12 protein-coding genes are annotated in these 13843 nt (G+C 68.0%); 6 read left to right on the top strand and 6 right to left on the bottom strand.

Features of this window, described 5'->3' with window-relative positions:
* Positions 1-13: 13 nt before the first annotated feature.
* Together ACRY_RS08110 and ACRY_RS08105 are read right to left on the bottom strand one after the other, a co-directional pair.
* Positions 14-838 carry an ABC transporter substrate-binding protein gene (locus ACRY_RS08110; RefSeq protein ID WP_011942018.1) on the bottom strand — a complete coding sequence of 275 codons (825 nt, stop codon included), beginning with the start codon at positions 836-838 and terminating at the stop codon, positions 14-16.
* A gap of 373 nt (positions 839-1211) precedes the next feature.
* Positions 1212-2387 (bottom strand): acyltransferase family protein, encoded by a 1176-nt coding sequence (locus ACRY_RS08105; protein WP_011942017.1) that lies wholly within the window; start codon positions 2385-2387, stop codon positions 1212-1214.
* Between the two features lie 652 nt (positions 2388-3039).
* Here ACRY_RS08105 and ACRY_RS08100 point away from each other — a divergent pair.
* Positions 3040-4554, top strand: a complete 1515-nt coding sequence (locus ACRY_RS08100; protein WP_011942015.1) for a multicopper oxidase family protein — start codon at positions 3040-3042, stop codon at positions 4552-4554.
* Positions 4555-4575: 21 nt separating this feature from the next.
* On the opposite strand, the gene ACRY_RS08095 is transcribed toward ACRY_RS08100, so the two are convergent.
* Positions 4576-5550: a cation diffusion facilitator family transporter gene (locus tag ACRY_RS08095; protein ID WP_011942014.1), complete on the bottom strand. Its 975-nt coding sequence runs from the start codon at positions 5548-5550 to the stop codon at positions 4576-4578.
* A 32-nt stretch (positions 5551-5582) separates the two neighbouring features.
* Positions 5583-6290 (bottom strand): cation transporter, encoded by a 708-nt coding sequence (locus ACRY_RS08090; RefSeq protein WP_011942013.1) that lies wholly within the window; start codon positions 6288-6290, stop codon positions 5583-5585.
* Between the two features lie 78 nt (positions 6291-6368).
* On the opposite strand from ACRY_RS08090, the gene ACRY_RS08085 reads away from it, so the two are divergent.
* Positions 6369-6764, top strand: a complete 396-nt coding sequence (locus ACRY_RS08085; protein WP_011942012.1) for a MerR family transcriptional regulator — start codon at positions 6369-6371, stop codon at positions 6762-6764.
* 31 nt (positions 6765-6795) lie between these two features.
* On the opposite strand, the gene dmeF is transcribed toward ACRY_RS08085, so the two are convergent.
* Positions 6796-8094, bottom strand: coding sequence for a CDF family Co(II)/Ni(II) efflux transporter DmeF (dmeF, locus tag ACRY_RS08080; protein ID WP_011942011.1), 1299 nt, complete (start codon positions 8092-8094; stop codon positions 6796-6798).
* Between the two features lie 8 nt (positions 8095-8102).
* On the bottom strand, positions 8103-8381 hold the full coding sequence (locus ACRY_RS08075; RefSeq protein ID WP_007423520.1) for a metal/formaldehyde-sensitive transcriptional repressor: 279 nt from the start codon (positions 8379-8381) through the stop codon (positions 8103-8105).
* 185 nt (positions 8382-8566) lie between these two features.
* Here ACRY_RS08075 and ACRY_RS08070 point away from each other — a divergent pair, with 185 nt between their 5' ends.
* The 4 genes from ACRY_RS08070 to ACRY_RS08055 all read left to right on the top strand — a co-directional run bounded on the left by ACRY_RS08070 (position 8567) and on the right by ACRY_RS08055 (position 13651).
* Positions 8567-9163 carry a (2Fe-2S)-binding protein gene (locus tag ACRY_RS08070; RefSeq protein WP_035187125.1) on the top strand — a complete coding sequence of 199 codons (597 nt, stop codon included), beginning with the start codon at positions 8567-8569 and terminating at the stop codon, positions 9161-9163.
* A 2-nt stretch (positions 9164-9165) separates the two neighbouring features.
* Positions 9166-11511: a xanthine dehydrogenase family protein molybdopterin-binding subunit gene (locus ACRY_RS08065; protein WP_043509135.1), complete on the top strand. Its 2346-nt coding sequence runs from the start codon at positions 9166-9168 to the stop codon at positions 11509-11511.
* Positions 11508-12524 carry an FAD binding domain-containing protein gene (locus ACRY_RS08060; RefSeq protein WP_011942008.1) on the top strand — a complete coding sequence of 339 codons (1017 nt, stop codon included), beginning with the start codon at positions 11508-11510 and terminating at the stop codon, positions 12522-12524. The genes ACRY_RS08065 and ACRY_RS08060 overlap by 4 nt, the downstream gene beginning before the upstream one ends.
* 77 nt (positions 12525-12601) lie before the next feature.
* Positions 12602-13651: an oxidoreductase gene (locus tag ACRY_RS08055; RefSeq protein ID WP_011942007.1), complete on the top strand. Its 1050-nt coding sequence runs from the start codon at positions 12602-12604 to the stop codon at positions 13649-13651.
* The last annotated feature ends 192 nt before the right edge of the window (positions 13652-13843 follow it).

Here is a 13843-nt window from a genome sequence, read left to right as displayed (position 1 = left end):
CGATGCTCCGCGCTCAACCGGGCTTCAGCATGTCGATGCCGAGATTCCACTTCCGGAAGATGGCGGCATAACTGCCGTTCTTCATCATGTCGGCGAGTGCCGAACTGACCGCCTTGTGCAGCGCCGCTTCGTTCTTGCGGATGCCGATGCCGGTGGCGATCTTGTAATAGGGCGGGCCGCCCAGCGCGAATTGTCCCGGCGCCTTGTGGATGTAATACCGCGCGGTTTCGTAGGCGACACCGTAGGCGGCAACCTGGCCGAATTGAAGCTGCTGCAAGGCCTGCGTGTTTTCCGGAAACATCACGATATCGATCGGCTTCTTCCGCGCGCCTGCAAGTTCCTTGTTCGCTGCCTTCAGCAGCACCGTGGCCGTGGTGCCTGTGACCGTCGCAACCTTCTTGCCCGACAGACTTTCAAGCGAGGGAACGGCTCCCTTGCCTCGCTTCACGAGAACGGCCTCGTGCGAAATCATGTAGGGAATTTCGTCGATCACCTTGAGCCGTCCCGGCTTGATGAACAGCTGCGACATGATGATATCGCAGTGCGAGGCGAGCAGGGCAGGGATCAGCCCCGCAAAAGGCATGTTGATCCATTCGGGCTTCACGCCGAGATGGCTCGCGATGGCATCGCCAAGATCGATGTCCAGGCCAACCGGCCTGGTCTCTGCATTCATGAATTCCATGGGCGGCAGATTGACGGCGCTGCAGATGCGCAGGGTGCCCGATTTCTCGATACTCGCGGGCAGGCCCGGGGCCGCGGCATGCGCCGTCGTCAATCCCGCCAGCCCGGCTCCCGCCAATACCCCCAGGGCCGAAAACAGCGCTTTCATTCGAGTCATGATCGGTCTCCATTCGAAGCGGTTGATCTGGTGACAGGGCTGTCAGCACCGGCCCGGATGGATGAAAATTAGGCCGCTGAATGCGGCGCAACAAGACAAAAATATCAAAAAATATGCGTTTATAGAGCTATATGATCAAACAATAGCCAAATAACGAATAAACTCTATGCATGCGAATTGAATATGAGCAACGCGAAGCCGGCTCACTTTTGCGGTGCGAAACGTGCCGCCGTGCCGTGCATCAAGCGAAGGCGCTGCCGGCAACACGCTCTGGCCCCTGCCATGACGCGGGTCCATTCTCATCGCGATGGTTGCATGGGGGCGCATCGTCCCCGTTGCCGGCGCCGGCGTGATCGATCCGCCGGCCGTCCCCCTATGCTGCGACCAGTTGCCGCAGGCTTCTGCGGGAGGGGTTTTCGACGTAGCGGTGAACGAGCGCGGTTGAAATGCCCAGGATTGCAATATAACCGCACACCGCCGCCGCACATTCGAGCGCTGTCCCGTGCGCGACATAGGCCAGGAGAAAGCGCGCGCCTTTTTCCACGGGCGCCTGCATCAGATAAAGCGAGTAGCTCGCGGCCCCAACAAGGACGAACGGCTTCGAGGAAGCGAGGCGTCCAATGGCATTTGCCCTCGAACTCGCGGCAAGGATGACAAAGGGAAAGACCAGCACCGGCATGAAGTCGGCAAGGCGGCTCTGGAGCACGAACATCGCTTCCGTGGCGACGATCATCAAGAGTATTGGCACGGTCCAGCGGATACGGCGCACCGGCACCACGTCGACGATGCGGCGCAGCAGGCACCCTTCCGTGAACTCGGCCGCCGCCCGCAGCAGTACCGGCCCTCCAAGGGTCACATTCATCGTGTGGCCAAATATCGTCGAATAACATGCCGCCAATGCCAACGGCAGCGCGACCGCTGCCGACATCACCAGACCATTGTTCAACTTCCGGAGGCCAAATGCGAGGAACGGGAAAAGGATATAGCAGAACATCTCCGCACTAACCGACCATGCCGGATAATTCCAATTGAGATGGTCGGTTAGTCCCCAACTTTGCAACATGAACAGATCGACCAGAAACTGGCCTGGTTCATAATTCCTCGGATTGAATGAGGGATCGCCCAGCGCAGGCCCCAGGACGACAATCACGACAAACAGCAGCATCGTGAAAAGATAGACCGGATAGAGGCGGGCGAGGCGAAGCCCGATGAATCGCCGGAATGCCGGCACCGTCGGCTGATGGAAATCGGCCGCATGGACATGCCAGATCACGAACCCGCTCAGTGTGAAAAACAGATCGACGCCGAGATAGCCGAGTCGGATCACCCGCAGCGAACCCGCCGGATAGAGGTATGCGAACGCGCCGAAACTGTAATGAAATCCAACAACCCATAGCGCCGCAAGGGCGCGCAATCCCGTCAGTCCTTCCATCCGATCCGACTTTGCCGGCCGTGTTCGGATGTCGGCATATCCGTCGGGAATTTCAGCCAGACCCGGCATCGGGACGGATACATCCGTCTGGCCGGAAAACAGCGCCGGCCGGGTCATCAGGCCCCCCTCGCGCACTGGCCCCGAACGGTGGCGAGCGCTTCGCGTCCAGCATCCCGCGACGAGTGGCGGGCGAGGGGCAATCCTGATCCTGGCTCAACCGGGACCTGCGCCGCCCAGGCCTCACCACGCCACGTCAGAACAAGGCGAGGCGCCAGGCGAAAAGCCCGCAACATTCCAGTTGCGGTGAGAAGCCGAAATGAAAGAATGATTCTATTCCAATATAAACGCACATCTGCTCCAATGTATTTATGACGATTTGGATTTAAAAGTGAGAAATAATGTTTCAAGTGTAAATAAATACATGTTGTTATATGCATTTTTAATATTCACGCCCGACGCGGCTCGTGACGATGAATTTTCTGTTGCCCACATGGCGTCGATGGTGTCGCCACGCACGCTCCGGCCGATCCGGTCAATCCGGAACCGCGACACCGCCCGGCCGGCCTCCCGCATGTCGTGCCCCGGTCCGCTGGCCGCAACATATCGCAACAACTGTTACGAAACAGATACGTTAAATATGGGAAATCCGAAATCCGGCGCCCTTCACACGCACCATCTGCCCGAGCAAATTTCGCGTTGACCTTCCCACGATGGAAGGCCCCATATCGCTCCCGCCACCGAACGCCGATCCCAGCCAGGAATATCGCCAATGTCCTCCCGCCTGACACGTCGCCTTCTTCTTGCCGCCGCCGGTTCCGCCGGTGCCGTTCCATGGGTTTCCGCGCAGGCCGGTCAGGCCCCTGCCGCGGCCGCGGGCGGGCATCGCCTGCTGGCTGGCACCCGCACCCTCGAGGTGAACGGCCGCGCGGCCCGGGTCTTCCGTCTCACCGCTGATAGCGGGCAAGCCGGGCTGTTCCTCGCACCGGGAGAGCGCTTCCGCGTCGATCTGACCAACACGCTCGACGAGCACACGATCATCCACTGGCACGGCCAGCTGCCGCCCTGGACCCAGGATGGCTTCCCCTGGCCGCAGACGCCGCCGCTGGCGCCAGGCGCGACCCGAAGCTACGACTACGCGCCGATCCCCGGCACCTACTGGATGCATTCGCATGACGGCCTGCAGGAGCAGAGCCTGATGACGGCGCCGCTGATCGTCCGCACCGCCGCCGAGATGCGCGAGGACCGGCAGGACATCGTGCTGATGCTGCACGATTTCAGCTTCAGGACGCCGGACGACCTTCTGGCCGGCCTGACGGGGGCGAAGCCTTCCGCCGTCCACGATATGGTCCGCCATGCCGAGAATGTCGCGGCGCCGGCCATGAACATGCATGGCATGGCCTCCGGCGGCATGGCGTCGATGTCCTCGGGCGACATGGGGCAGGGGCACTCCATGGGCGGCATGACCATGGATGTGAACGATATCGACTACGACGCCTTCCTCGCCAACGACCGCACGCTCGCCGATCCCGAGGTGGTGCGCGTCGGGCGCAGCGGGCGCGTGCACCTGCGCATCATCAACGGCTCGTCCTCCAGCCAGTTCTGGATCGATCTCGGGACCCTCAAAGGCAGGATCGTCGCCGTCGACGGTCATCCGGTTCACCCGGTCGCCGGCGCCCGCTTTCCGCTCGCCATCGCCCAGCGGATGGACATCCTCGTCGACCTGCCGCCCTCCGGCGCCTTTCCCATCCTCGCGCGTCTCGAAGCCTCGCGTCGCCGCACGGGCATCGTCCTGGCAACGCCGGGTGCGCGCATCCCCACGATCGCCGAAACGGGGCACGACAGGACGCCGCCGCTCGACAATGCGCTGGAAATGCGTCTCGCCGCGGCCCAGCCGCTGAGGCCGCGCAAGCCCGACCTCGTGCACCGCATCGACCTGTCCGGATCGATGAAACCCTATCGCTGGGCGCTGAACGGCGACTACTGGCCGCATGTCACGCCGCTCATGCTCGAAGCCGGGCAGCGCGTGGAAATCGAGCTGGTCAATCGCTCTTCCATGGCGCATCCTATGCATCTTCACGGGCATGCCTTCCAGGTCATCGGCATCAACGGCAAGACGGTGAACGGCGCGGTCCGGGATACGGTTCTGGTCACCCCCCGGCACGGCCGCGTGCGGATCGCCTTCGATGCGGACAATCCCGGCCGCTGGGCCTTCCACTGCCATAACCTCTACCACATGGCGACCGGCATGATGACCGAGTTCCGCTATCGCGGGATCGCGGTCTGACGCAGGGGCCAGGCCGGAACTTCAGGACCGCGCCGCGGGGAGATGATGCCGCGAACAGTCCGTCGCGCACAGCGCGGCATCGGTCTCGATCTGCAGGGTGAGGTGGCCGATCCCGAAATTCAGCCGTATCGCCTCCGCGAGGCGGCCGGTGAAATCATCCCCGGGGTGGCCGCCGGGCGTCACGACATGCAGGGTCATGGCGCTGTCCGTGGTGCTTGTCGGCCACACATGCAGATCATGCACCGCCGATACTTCCGGCCAGTCCAGGACGAAATCGCGCAGCGCGGCGATATCGATGCCGTCCGGCACGCGGTCCATGGCAAGGGCGACCGAATCCCTGAGCAGCCCCCAGGTGCCGGCCAGGATGACGCCGGCGATGGCGAGGCTCGCCAGCGGATCGATGCGCTCCCATCCGGTCAGCAGGATCACGGCGCCGGCCACGACGACGCCGAGCGAGACGAGCGCGTCATAGGCCATGTGCTGGAACGCGGCGCGGATATTGATGTCGGACCCGCGCCCCGCGGCGAACAGCCAGGCGGTGACGCCGTTGACGACGATGCCGATCGCCGCGACGATCATGATCGTCACCGTGCCGACCGGAGCGGGTTCGAACAGCCGCCGGATGGCCTCGACGGCGATGGCGCCGATGGAGATGAGCAGGATCGTCGCATTCATCAGCGCGGCGAGAATGGTGCCGCGCCCGAGGCCATAGGTATAGCGCCGGGAAGGGGACCGTTTCGCCAGAACCGCCGCCACCCAGGCCACGAGCAGGCCCAGCACGTCGCCGAGATTGTGGCCGGCATCGGCGACCAGCGCCATCGAATGCGCCGCGATGCCGGCGATCACCTCGCCGACGACGAACGCGGAATTCAGGATCGCCCCGATCGCGAATGCCGCCCCGAAATCCGCTGGCGCATGGCTGTGCCCGGGGCCGTGGGAATGGCCGTGATGGTCATGGCCGGCATGGGCGTCATGAGCATGATGATCGTGCGGCATGGAAAACTCCTCCGAACCGGCCGGATGCCGGGTCAGCAACAGCAGGTGCCGGTCCAGGCTTCGCGGCCTTCCCTGACCAGGAACCAGACAACACCCAGAGAGGTCGCGGCGTCCACCCACCAGGCGCCGGTGACCGCCTGAACCGCCAGGCCGATCACGACGACCAGCGAGAGATAGAAGCAGGTTATGCTCTCCATCGCATCGGCCCGCATCGCGCGGCTGCCGAGCGCATCGGCGACGGCGATCTTGCGCCGCGCGAGCAGATACATCACCGGCATCGCCGCGAGCGTCACCGCGAGGCCGGGCCAGGAGAACGAAGCGCCGGCCCGCGCCGCCAGCCTGAACGCCGCCATGATGACGACAGAGGCGGCAAGGGCGAACAGCAGCCCGCCGGCGAGCCGGCCCGCGAGGCGTTCCGCCTGCTCGCCGAACGCCTCGCCGCGGCGCAGCTCCACGTTCAGGCGCCAGATCAGCACCAGCGCGGAGGCGATCTCGATCACGCTGTCGATCCCGAAGGCGCCCAGCGCCACGCTGCGCGCCCGGAGCCCCGCCACGATGGCCACCGTCGCCTCGATCGCCATCCAGCCAAGCGTTGCATATTCCAGCCGGAAGGCGCGCCCGATCAGCGCCGCCCTCTCCGCGCGCAGCGCCGGCGCCGGGCTCGTGCCGGCTGTCGGGCCGGCCGCGGCGCAGCAATGGTCCTGAAGCGTTGGCTCGATGGTGGCAGGGGCATCGTCCATGATCACAAAAGCCTCGACAACGGGGATCGCCGCGCCAATCTCGACCCTGTAGCCGCTACAGGGTCAAGGAGGTGCGATTTGCTCGGAATCGGCGAACTCTCCCGCAAGACAGGCGTCAGGATCGAGACCATCCGCTACTACGAGCGGATCGGCCTGCTGGCGCCGCCGGCCCGCACGGCGGGAAACTACCGCCGCTATCGCGAGACCGATGCCGGGCGTCTCCGCTTCATCCGGGGCGCGCGCGCCCTCGGCTTCCCGATCGACCGTATCGGCACGCTGCTCGCTCTGGCGGATCAGCGCGACCGCTCATGCGAGGATGTCGACGCGATCGCCCGCGACCATCTCGACGAGATCGATCGCAAGATCGCCGATCTCACCGCCCTGCGCCGCGAACTGGCATCGATGGTCGATGCCTGCTCCTCGCGCAGCATCGCCCGCTGCCGCATTCTCGGAGCCCTGGCGTCCGATCGGTGAGCCGGCGCGCCGCGCCCTCGCGTCCGTCCCGTCACGCCGATCGCGCATGGACCTCGACGGTCAGGTGCGAAAGCGATCTGAAGCGGGCGAGCTTCCGCTGGTAGTCGGCAGCGCCCAGCCCGCTCGCCGTCCGCACCGACAGGATGGCGCCCAGATGCCCCGGGCCGAGCCGCCAGAGATGCAGGTCCGCCAGTTCGTCGCCATCCGCCTCGATCGTCTCGCGCAGCCGCTGCGCGAGGCGGCGGTCGGGGGTCATGTCCAGCAGGATCGCGCCGGTGTCGCGGATCAGGCCGAACGCCCAGCTCGCGATGACCAGCGCGCCGACAATGCCGACCGCCGGGTCCATCCATCGCCAGCCGAAGGCGCGCGCCAGCAGAAGGCCGACGATCACCAGGATCGACACCGCCGCATCGGTGGCGACGTGGATCACCGCCGCGCGCATGTTGTTGTCGCGCCCGGTGGTTTCATGGGCGTGCTCGTGCTCGACGAAGTTCACGGCGCCGCTGGCATCGCCGATGGCAACGACCGCGGTGAATTCATGCGGCTCGGGAATTTCCTCGTGCGATTCCAGGTAGCCGTCGGCCGCCGTCATCGTGAAGGCCTGGCGCCGGCCGCCGGCGCGGATCGTCTCGATCGTCACCGCCGCCGCCGTCGGCAGATCGCCATCCTCCGCCGCCAGGCGGAACCGCGGCGGCACGCCATCCTCGAAAATGCCGAGGCGCATGGCGGCACCGCCGATCGTCACGAGGTGCGTCTCGTCGTCATGGTGGTGGTCATCCCCGGCGTGTCCGTGATGATGCCCGTGCCCGTGCCCGTGCCCGTGCCCGTGCCCGTGTCCGTGCCCGTGGGCATGGCCGTGGCTGTGGCCATGGTCATGCCCGCCGGCGAGAATGAGCGCGCTGACCACATTGACGACGAGCCCGAGTCCGGCGATCGGCAGGGCCTCGGCAAAATCGATCGGCACCGGCGCGAAGAACCGCCTGATCGCCTCGTAGCCGATCAGCAGGGCGATCATCGCCAGGACGATGGCGCTGGTGAACCCCGCCAGATCGCCGAACTTTCCCGTACCGAAGCTGAAGCGCGGATCGCCCGCGTGCTTGCGGGCGTAGCGATAGGCGAGGGCGGCGAGCAGCAGGGCGCCGGCATGCGTGCTCATGTGCAGGCCATCCGCCACCAGCGCGATCGACCCGTACAGCGATCCGCCGACGATCTCCAGGATCATCATCGCCGTGCAGATCCAGATCACCCACCAGGTGCGGCGTTCGCTGCGCTCATGGTCGGCGCGCAGGAAAATATGGTCGTGCCCTGCGAAGGTCGTTTGATCAGACATGTCTTGCCTCACTTCAGATAGGCGCGGATCACGGCCAGGAGCTGCTCGGTCGCGTCGTTGTCCTGCGCGTCGGGATGGGTGTCCGCGTCCACGAGGTGCGAACGGACGTGATCCTCGACGACCTCCGCCATCAGCCCCGCGATCGCCCCGCGGACCCCGGCGATCTGCTGCATGACGGTCTCGCAGCCGGCCTCCGCCTCGAGCGCCCGCTCGATGGCCTCGACCTGGCCCCGGATCCGGCGGACGCGCGCCAGCAGCTTCCGCTTTTCACGAACGGTATGGGTCATCCGGCATCTCTAGCATACTCCCCCTCCCTATGACAGGGGGCGCAGCGCCGCCGGACGGCCCCGGCGCGCGACCGCCCTTGACATGGGTCAACGCGGGAACCGCCGGCCGATGCTATCCACCATGACCAGTATCGGCATCCGCGCGGATGCCGTTCCGGACACCCTCGAGCGGCGGATCCTGCACTGTGGAGCACGATGTTTCGCGACGGTCGTTCATATGCGGTTCGGCGCTGGCCGCCGCCGCCGCGGGCGTGCCCGGTCCCGCCGCGGCGGCACCGCCCGCCGCGGATGCCGGGCGGGTGCTCGGCCCCGGCGCAATCCCCGTCACCCTCACGGTCAACGGCACCGGCCACATCCTCGCCATCCCGCCGCAGACGACCCTCGCCGATGCGCTCCGCACGATGCTCGGCCTGACCGGCACCAAGGTCGCATGCGATCGCGGCGCCTGTTCCGCCTGCACCGTCTGGCTCGACGGCAAGCCGATCGTCTCCTGCATGTTCCTCGCCATCGATGCCGCGGGGCATCGGGTCACGACGATCGAGGGGCTGGCGCGCGGCGACGACCTCCATCCGGTTCAGGCCGCGTTCATCGCGCACGACGCCCTGCAATGCGGCTTCTGCACGCCCGGCATGGTCATGAGCTGCGCCGCCCTGCTCGACTCCGTGCCGGCACCGACCGACGCCGAGGTGAGGGCGGCCATCAGCGGCCATCTCTGCCGCTGCGGCACCTATCCGCACGTCATCGCGGCGACGCTCGACGCCGCGCGTGTACGGAAATCCTGAGCATGGCGCATGATCCGTCACGCCGCACCGAGCGCTTCCCCCACGGCATCGCCGGGGCCGGCCTCGGGTCGATCGAGCGGTCGGTGCCGGCGGACGAGCCGCCGCCGCTGCCGCCGAACGCCGAACTCGCGGTCATCGGCCGTTCGGTTCCCCGGCTGAACGGGCGCGACAAGGTCACGGGCGCCACGCGCTACACGGTCGACATCGCGCCGCGCGGCATGCTGCATGCCCGCCTGCTGCGCGCGCCCCTCGCGCATGCCCGCATCCGCGCGATCGACGCCGGCGCGGCCCGCGCGCTCGATGGCGTCCGCGCGGTCGTCATCCTGGCGCAGCCCGGCGATCCCCTGTCGGGCATGGTCCGCTATGCCGGCCAGCCGGTCGCCGCACTCGCCGCCGACTCGCCGGCCATCGCCCGCGCGGCGCTCGATCTCGTCCGTGTCGACTACGAAGCGCTCCCCTTCGTCGTCGACATGGAAGACGCCCGCGCCAGCGAAGCGCCGCCGGTCTATGCCCCCGGCACCGCGCCGGCCGGCCATCCCTCCGGCTTCCCGGCCCCCGCCGGTCTCGCCCGACACGGCAACGTCCGCGCCGCCGTGATCGACCGGCGGGGCGACGTCGCCGCCGGCCTCGCCGCGGCCGATGTGGTGGTGGAGGGCACCTATCGCACCCAGGTGCAGACCCATTGCTGCATGGAGCCCCACGCCATCGTCGCGGACTGGACGGAGGACGGGCTCACCGTCCACATGTCCACCCAGTTCACCGCCGGCATCCGCCACGAACTCGCCGCCGCGTTTCAGCTCCCGCTCAGCCGCGTGCGCGTCGTGGTCGACGGCATGGGCGGCGGCTTCGGCTCGAAATCGACCCTCGGCACCTATGGGCGCGCCGCCGTCGCCCTCTCCCGCGCGGCCGGCGCGCCCGTCCGCCTGGTGCTGACCCGCGCCGAGGAGCAGGTCGATTCCGGCAACCGCCCCGGCACGTTCCAGCACCTGCGCATCGGCGCCCGGCGCGATGGCACGCTGACCGCGATCGAACTGACCAGCCATGGCACGGCGGGCGTGGCGCTCGGCGCCGGCGTCGGCGACTTTGCCGGCGCGGTCTACCGGTGTCCGAACCTGCTGACATCGCATCGCGACGTCTTCACCAATGCCGGACCCGGCTGCGCCATGCGCGCGCCGGGAAACGTGCCGGGCGCCTTCGCCTTCGAACAGGCGATCGACGAGCTCGCCGAACGCCTCGCGCTCGATCCCGTTGCCCTGCGCGACAGGATCGATCCCAGCCCGGTCCGCCGCGAGGAACGGCGGATCGGCGCCGCGCGCTTCGGCTGGGCCGCCCGCCATCCGCCGGGTTCGGATCGGGGGCCGGTCAAGCGCGGCATCGGCATGGCGCAGTCCCACTGGGGCGCGCATGTGCAGATCAACGCGGCCTGCGAGGTCCGTGTCCTGCGCGACGGCTCGGTGGAGGTGATGTCGAGCGTGCAGGATATCGGCACCGGCATCACCACGGTGCTCGCCCAGACGGTGGCGGAAGTCCTCGGCCTGCGCGCGGAGGATATCACGGTCCGCATCGGCGATACCATCTTTCCGTCGGGGCCGCCGTCCTATGGCAGCCGCACGACGGCGTCGATCACGCCGCCCGCCCGCACCGCCGCCTGGCGCGTGCTCCGCCGCCTGCTGGCCGAAGCCGCCCAGCGCCTGGGCGTCGCGCCGGATGCCCTGATCGCCCGCGCCGGGCGGATCATCGTCCGCGACGATCCTGCCCGGGGCCTGGCCTTCGGCGAGGTCACGGCGCGGCTGCGCACGGATTCCATCAGCGAAGTCGCCTCCCGCGCCGACGATTACGCCGGCTTCGGGCAACGCTACGGCGACGCGGCGACGGCCCGGCAGGATCTCGGCGGCGTGCAGTTCGCCGCCGTCGCGGTCGATACCGAAACCGGCATCATCCGGGTCGAGCGCGTGCTCGCCGTCCAGGATTGCGGCCGCCCGATGAACCCGCGTCAGATCGAAAGCCAGGTTCATGGCGGCATCCTGATGGGCCTGTCCTACGCGCTGTTCGAGGACCGCATCATGGACCGTCACACCGGCCGCATGGTCAACCCCGATCTCGAGCAATACAAGATCGCCGGACCGTACGAGACCCCCGCGATCGACGTCGTCCTCCTCGAAAACTACGAAGCCAACAGCGCAACCGATGCCTACGGCATCGCCGAGCCGGCGAACATCGCCACCGCGCCGGCGATCGCCAACGCCGTCCGCAACGCCATCGGCATCCGCATGCGGCGCCTGCCGATGACCCCGGCCGCGGTGCTGGCGGCGCTCGGCGGCTCTCCGTCCCGGAACCTGCCCCCATGAAGCCGTTCGCCACGCTCCGCGCCCCGACGATCGCCGCCGCCGCCGCCTCGGCCTCCACGACGATGGCGGAAGCGATGACCCGCGCCGGCCCGGCGAACGGCGTCGCGCTCCTGCGCGCCGGCGGGATCGACGTGCTCGACCTGCTCAAGGAAGATCTGGTGGCGCCCGCCATGCTGGTGAGCGTCATCGACATTCCCGGCCTCGACGCGATCCGCGAGGATGCCGACGGGCTTCACATCGGCGCGGCGGCCACGCTCGCCGCCATCGCCGCGCATCCGCTCGTCCGCGAGCGCTATCCCGCGCTGGCCTCGGCCGTCGGCCACTCGGCCAGCCCGCAGATCCGCAACGTGGCAACGCTCGGCGGCAATCTGCTCCAGCGGCCCCGCTGCTGGTATTTCCGCTCCGCCGCCTATCGCTGCCTGCGCAAGGGCGGCGGCCACTGTTTCGCGCTCAATGGCGAGAACCAGTATCACGCGATCTTCGACAACCATCCCTGCGCGATCGTGCATCCCTCCACCGCGGCGACGGTCCTTGTCGCGCTCGGCGCCTTCGTCGACCTCGCCGATGCGCACGGAACCTCCCGCCGCGTCAGGCTCGAGAATTTCCTCGTCGGGCCGGCCATCGACCTGCAACGCGAGAACGATCTCCAGCCGCATGAAATCCTGACCGCGATCGTCCTGCCCACCCCGCCGTCCGGCGCCCGCATGGCGCATCTGCGCCAGGGCGAGCGCGATTCGATGGACTGGCCGCTCGCCGATGTCGCCGTGCTGATCGAGATGGATTCCGGCCGAACCTGCACCCGTGCCGCCATCATCCTCGGCGCGGCGGCCCCGGTGCCGCATCGGGCGCGCGCCGCGGAAGCCGCGCTGCGCGGACGGGTCATCGACGATGATGCCGCCCGCGAGGCCGCGCGCGCCGCCCTCGACGGCGCGACGCCGCTCGCGAAGAACGTCTACAAGCTGAAACTGTTCGAGACCCTCATCCGCCGCGCGATCCTGACCGCGGTCGCATAGCCGCGCCCGGCGCTTGACGATCATCCCCCGCCGCTGCAATCGCCATCCTGCAACCGCATCGTGACGGAGACGACGGGATGGCCGACGACGAACGACATATCCGCGCGGGGCTGATCGGCTACGGCTATGCCGGCCGCACGTTTCACGCCCCGCTCATCAGGGCCACGGCCGGCTATTCGCTCGTCGCGGTCGCCTCAAGCGATGCGGCGAAAGTGCAGGCCGACCTGCCCGGCATCGCGGTCGAGCAGGCCCCCGCCGCGCTCCTCCGGCGCGACGATATCGACCTCGTCGTCATCGCCACGCCGAACGACTCGCATCGCCCGCTCGCCGAAATGGCCCTCGCCGCCGGCAAGCATGTCGTCGTCGACAAGCCTTTTGCCCTCTCGCACGCCGATGCGCAGGCCGTGGTCGCAGCGGCCGAAGCGGCGCATCGCCATGTCGCGGTCTTCCAGAACCGCCGTTGGGACAGCGATTTCCTCGCCATCCGCCAGGCGATCGAAACCGGCCGCATCGGCGCGGTCCGCCACTTCGAATCCCATGTCGACCGATTCCGCCCCCAGGTCCGCCCACGCTGGCGCGAGGCGGCGGGCCCCGGCGCCGGGCTCTGGCTCGATCTCGGTCCGCATCTCGTCGACCAGGCGCTCTGCCTGTTCGGATCTCCGTCGCGGGTCATCGCGAGTTTCGCCGCCCAGCGGCAGGGCGCCACGGTCGAGGACTGGGCGCATGTCGTCCTCGAATATCCCGCCCTGCGCGTGATCCTGCACGCCGGCATGCTGGCGGCCGGCGGATCGCATCGCTTCACCGTCCACGGCGAGACGGGAACCCTGGTCAAGCGCGCGGCCGATCGGCAGGAAGACCAGCTTCGCGCCGGCATGATCCCCGGCGCGCCCGGCTGGGGCGAGGATCCCGACGATTTGCTCCTCCTCGACGGCGCCAGCCCCCCGCTTTCCTTGCCCGCGCCGGCCGGCGACCACCGGGCATTCTACGCGGCGCTGCGCGAGGCGCTGCTCGGCCGCGCGCCGAATCCCGTGCGGCCTGACGAGGCGCTCGCGGTCATGGCGGTTCTCGACGCCGCCGCCCGCGCCGCATCGACCGGCAACGCCGCCGTTCCCGTTTCAGGCGCATAGCGGATCATCGGCTTCCGGCGCCCATGCCGGCGCGTTGATTTCCCTCAATGCCGCACGCCGCCGGGCATGGGATCGATAGGTCTCACAGCGCGATCGGGCTTCGGACATGTCGAGCAGCGAGCGGAAGCCGCCCTGTCCCGCCTCCCTCGGGACCGACGGTGGACGGACCATCCCCTTCGGGCGCGCCCGGCG

The organism is Acidiphilium cryptum JF-5, from assembly GCF_000016725.1.
Lineage (GTDB): Bacteria > Pseudomonadota > Alphaproteobacteria > Acetobacterales > Acetobacteraceae > Acidiphilium > Acidiphilium multivorum.
The sequence above is the reverse complement of the archived record's forward strand: the minus strand, read 5'-3'. Positions and strand labels throughout refer to the sequence as shown.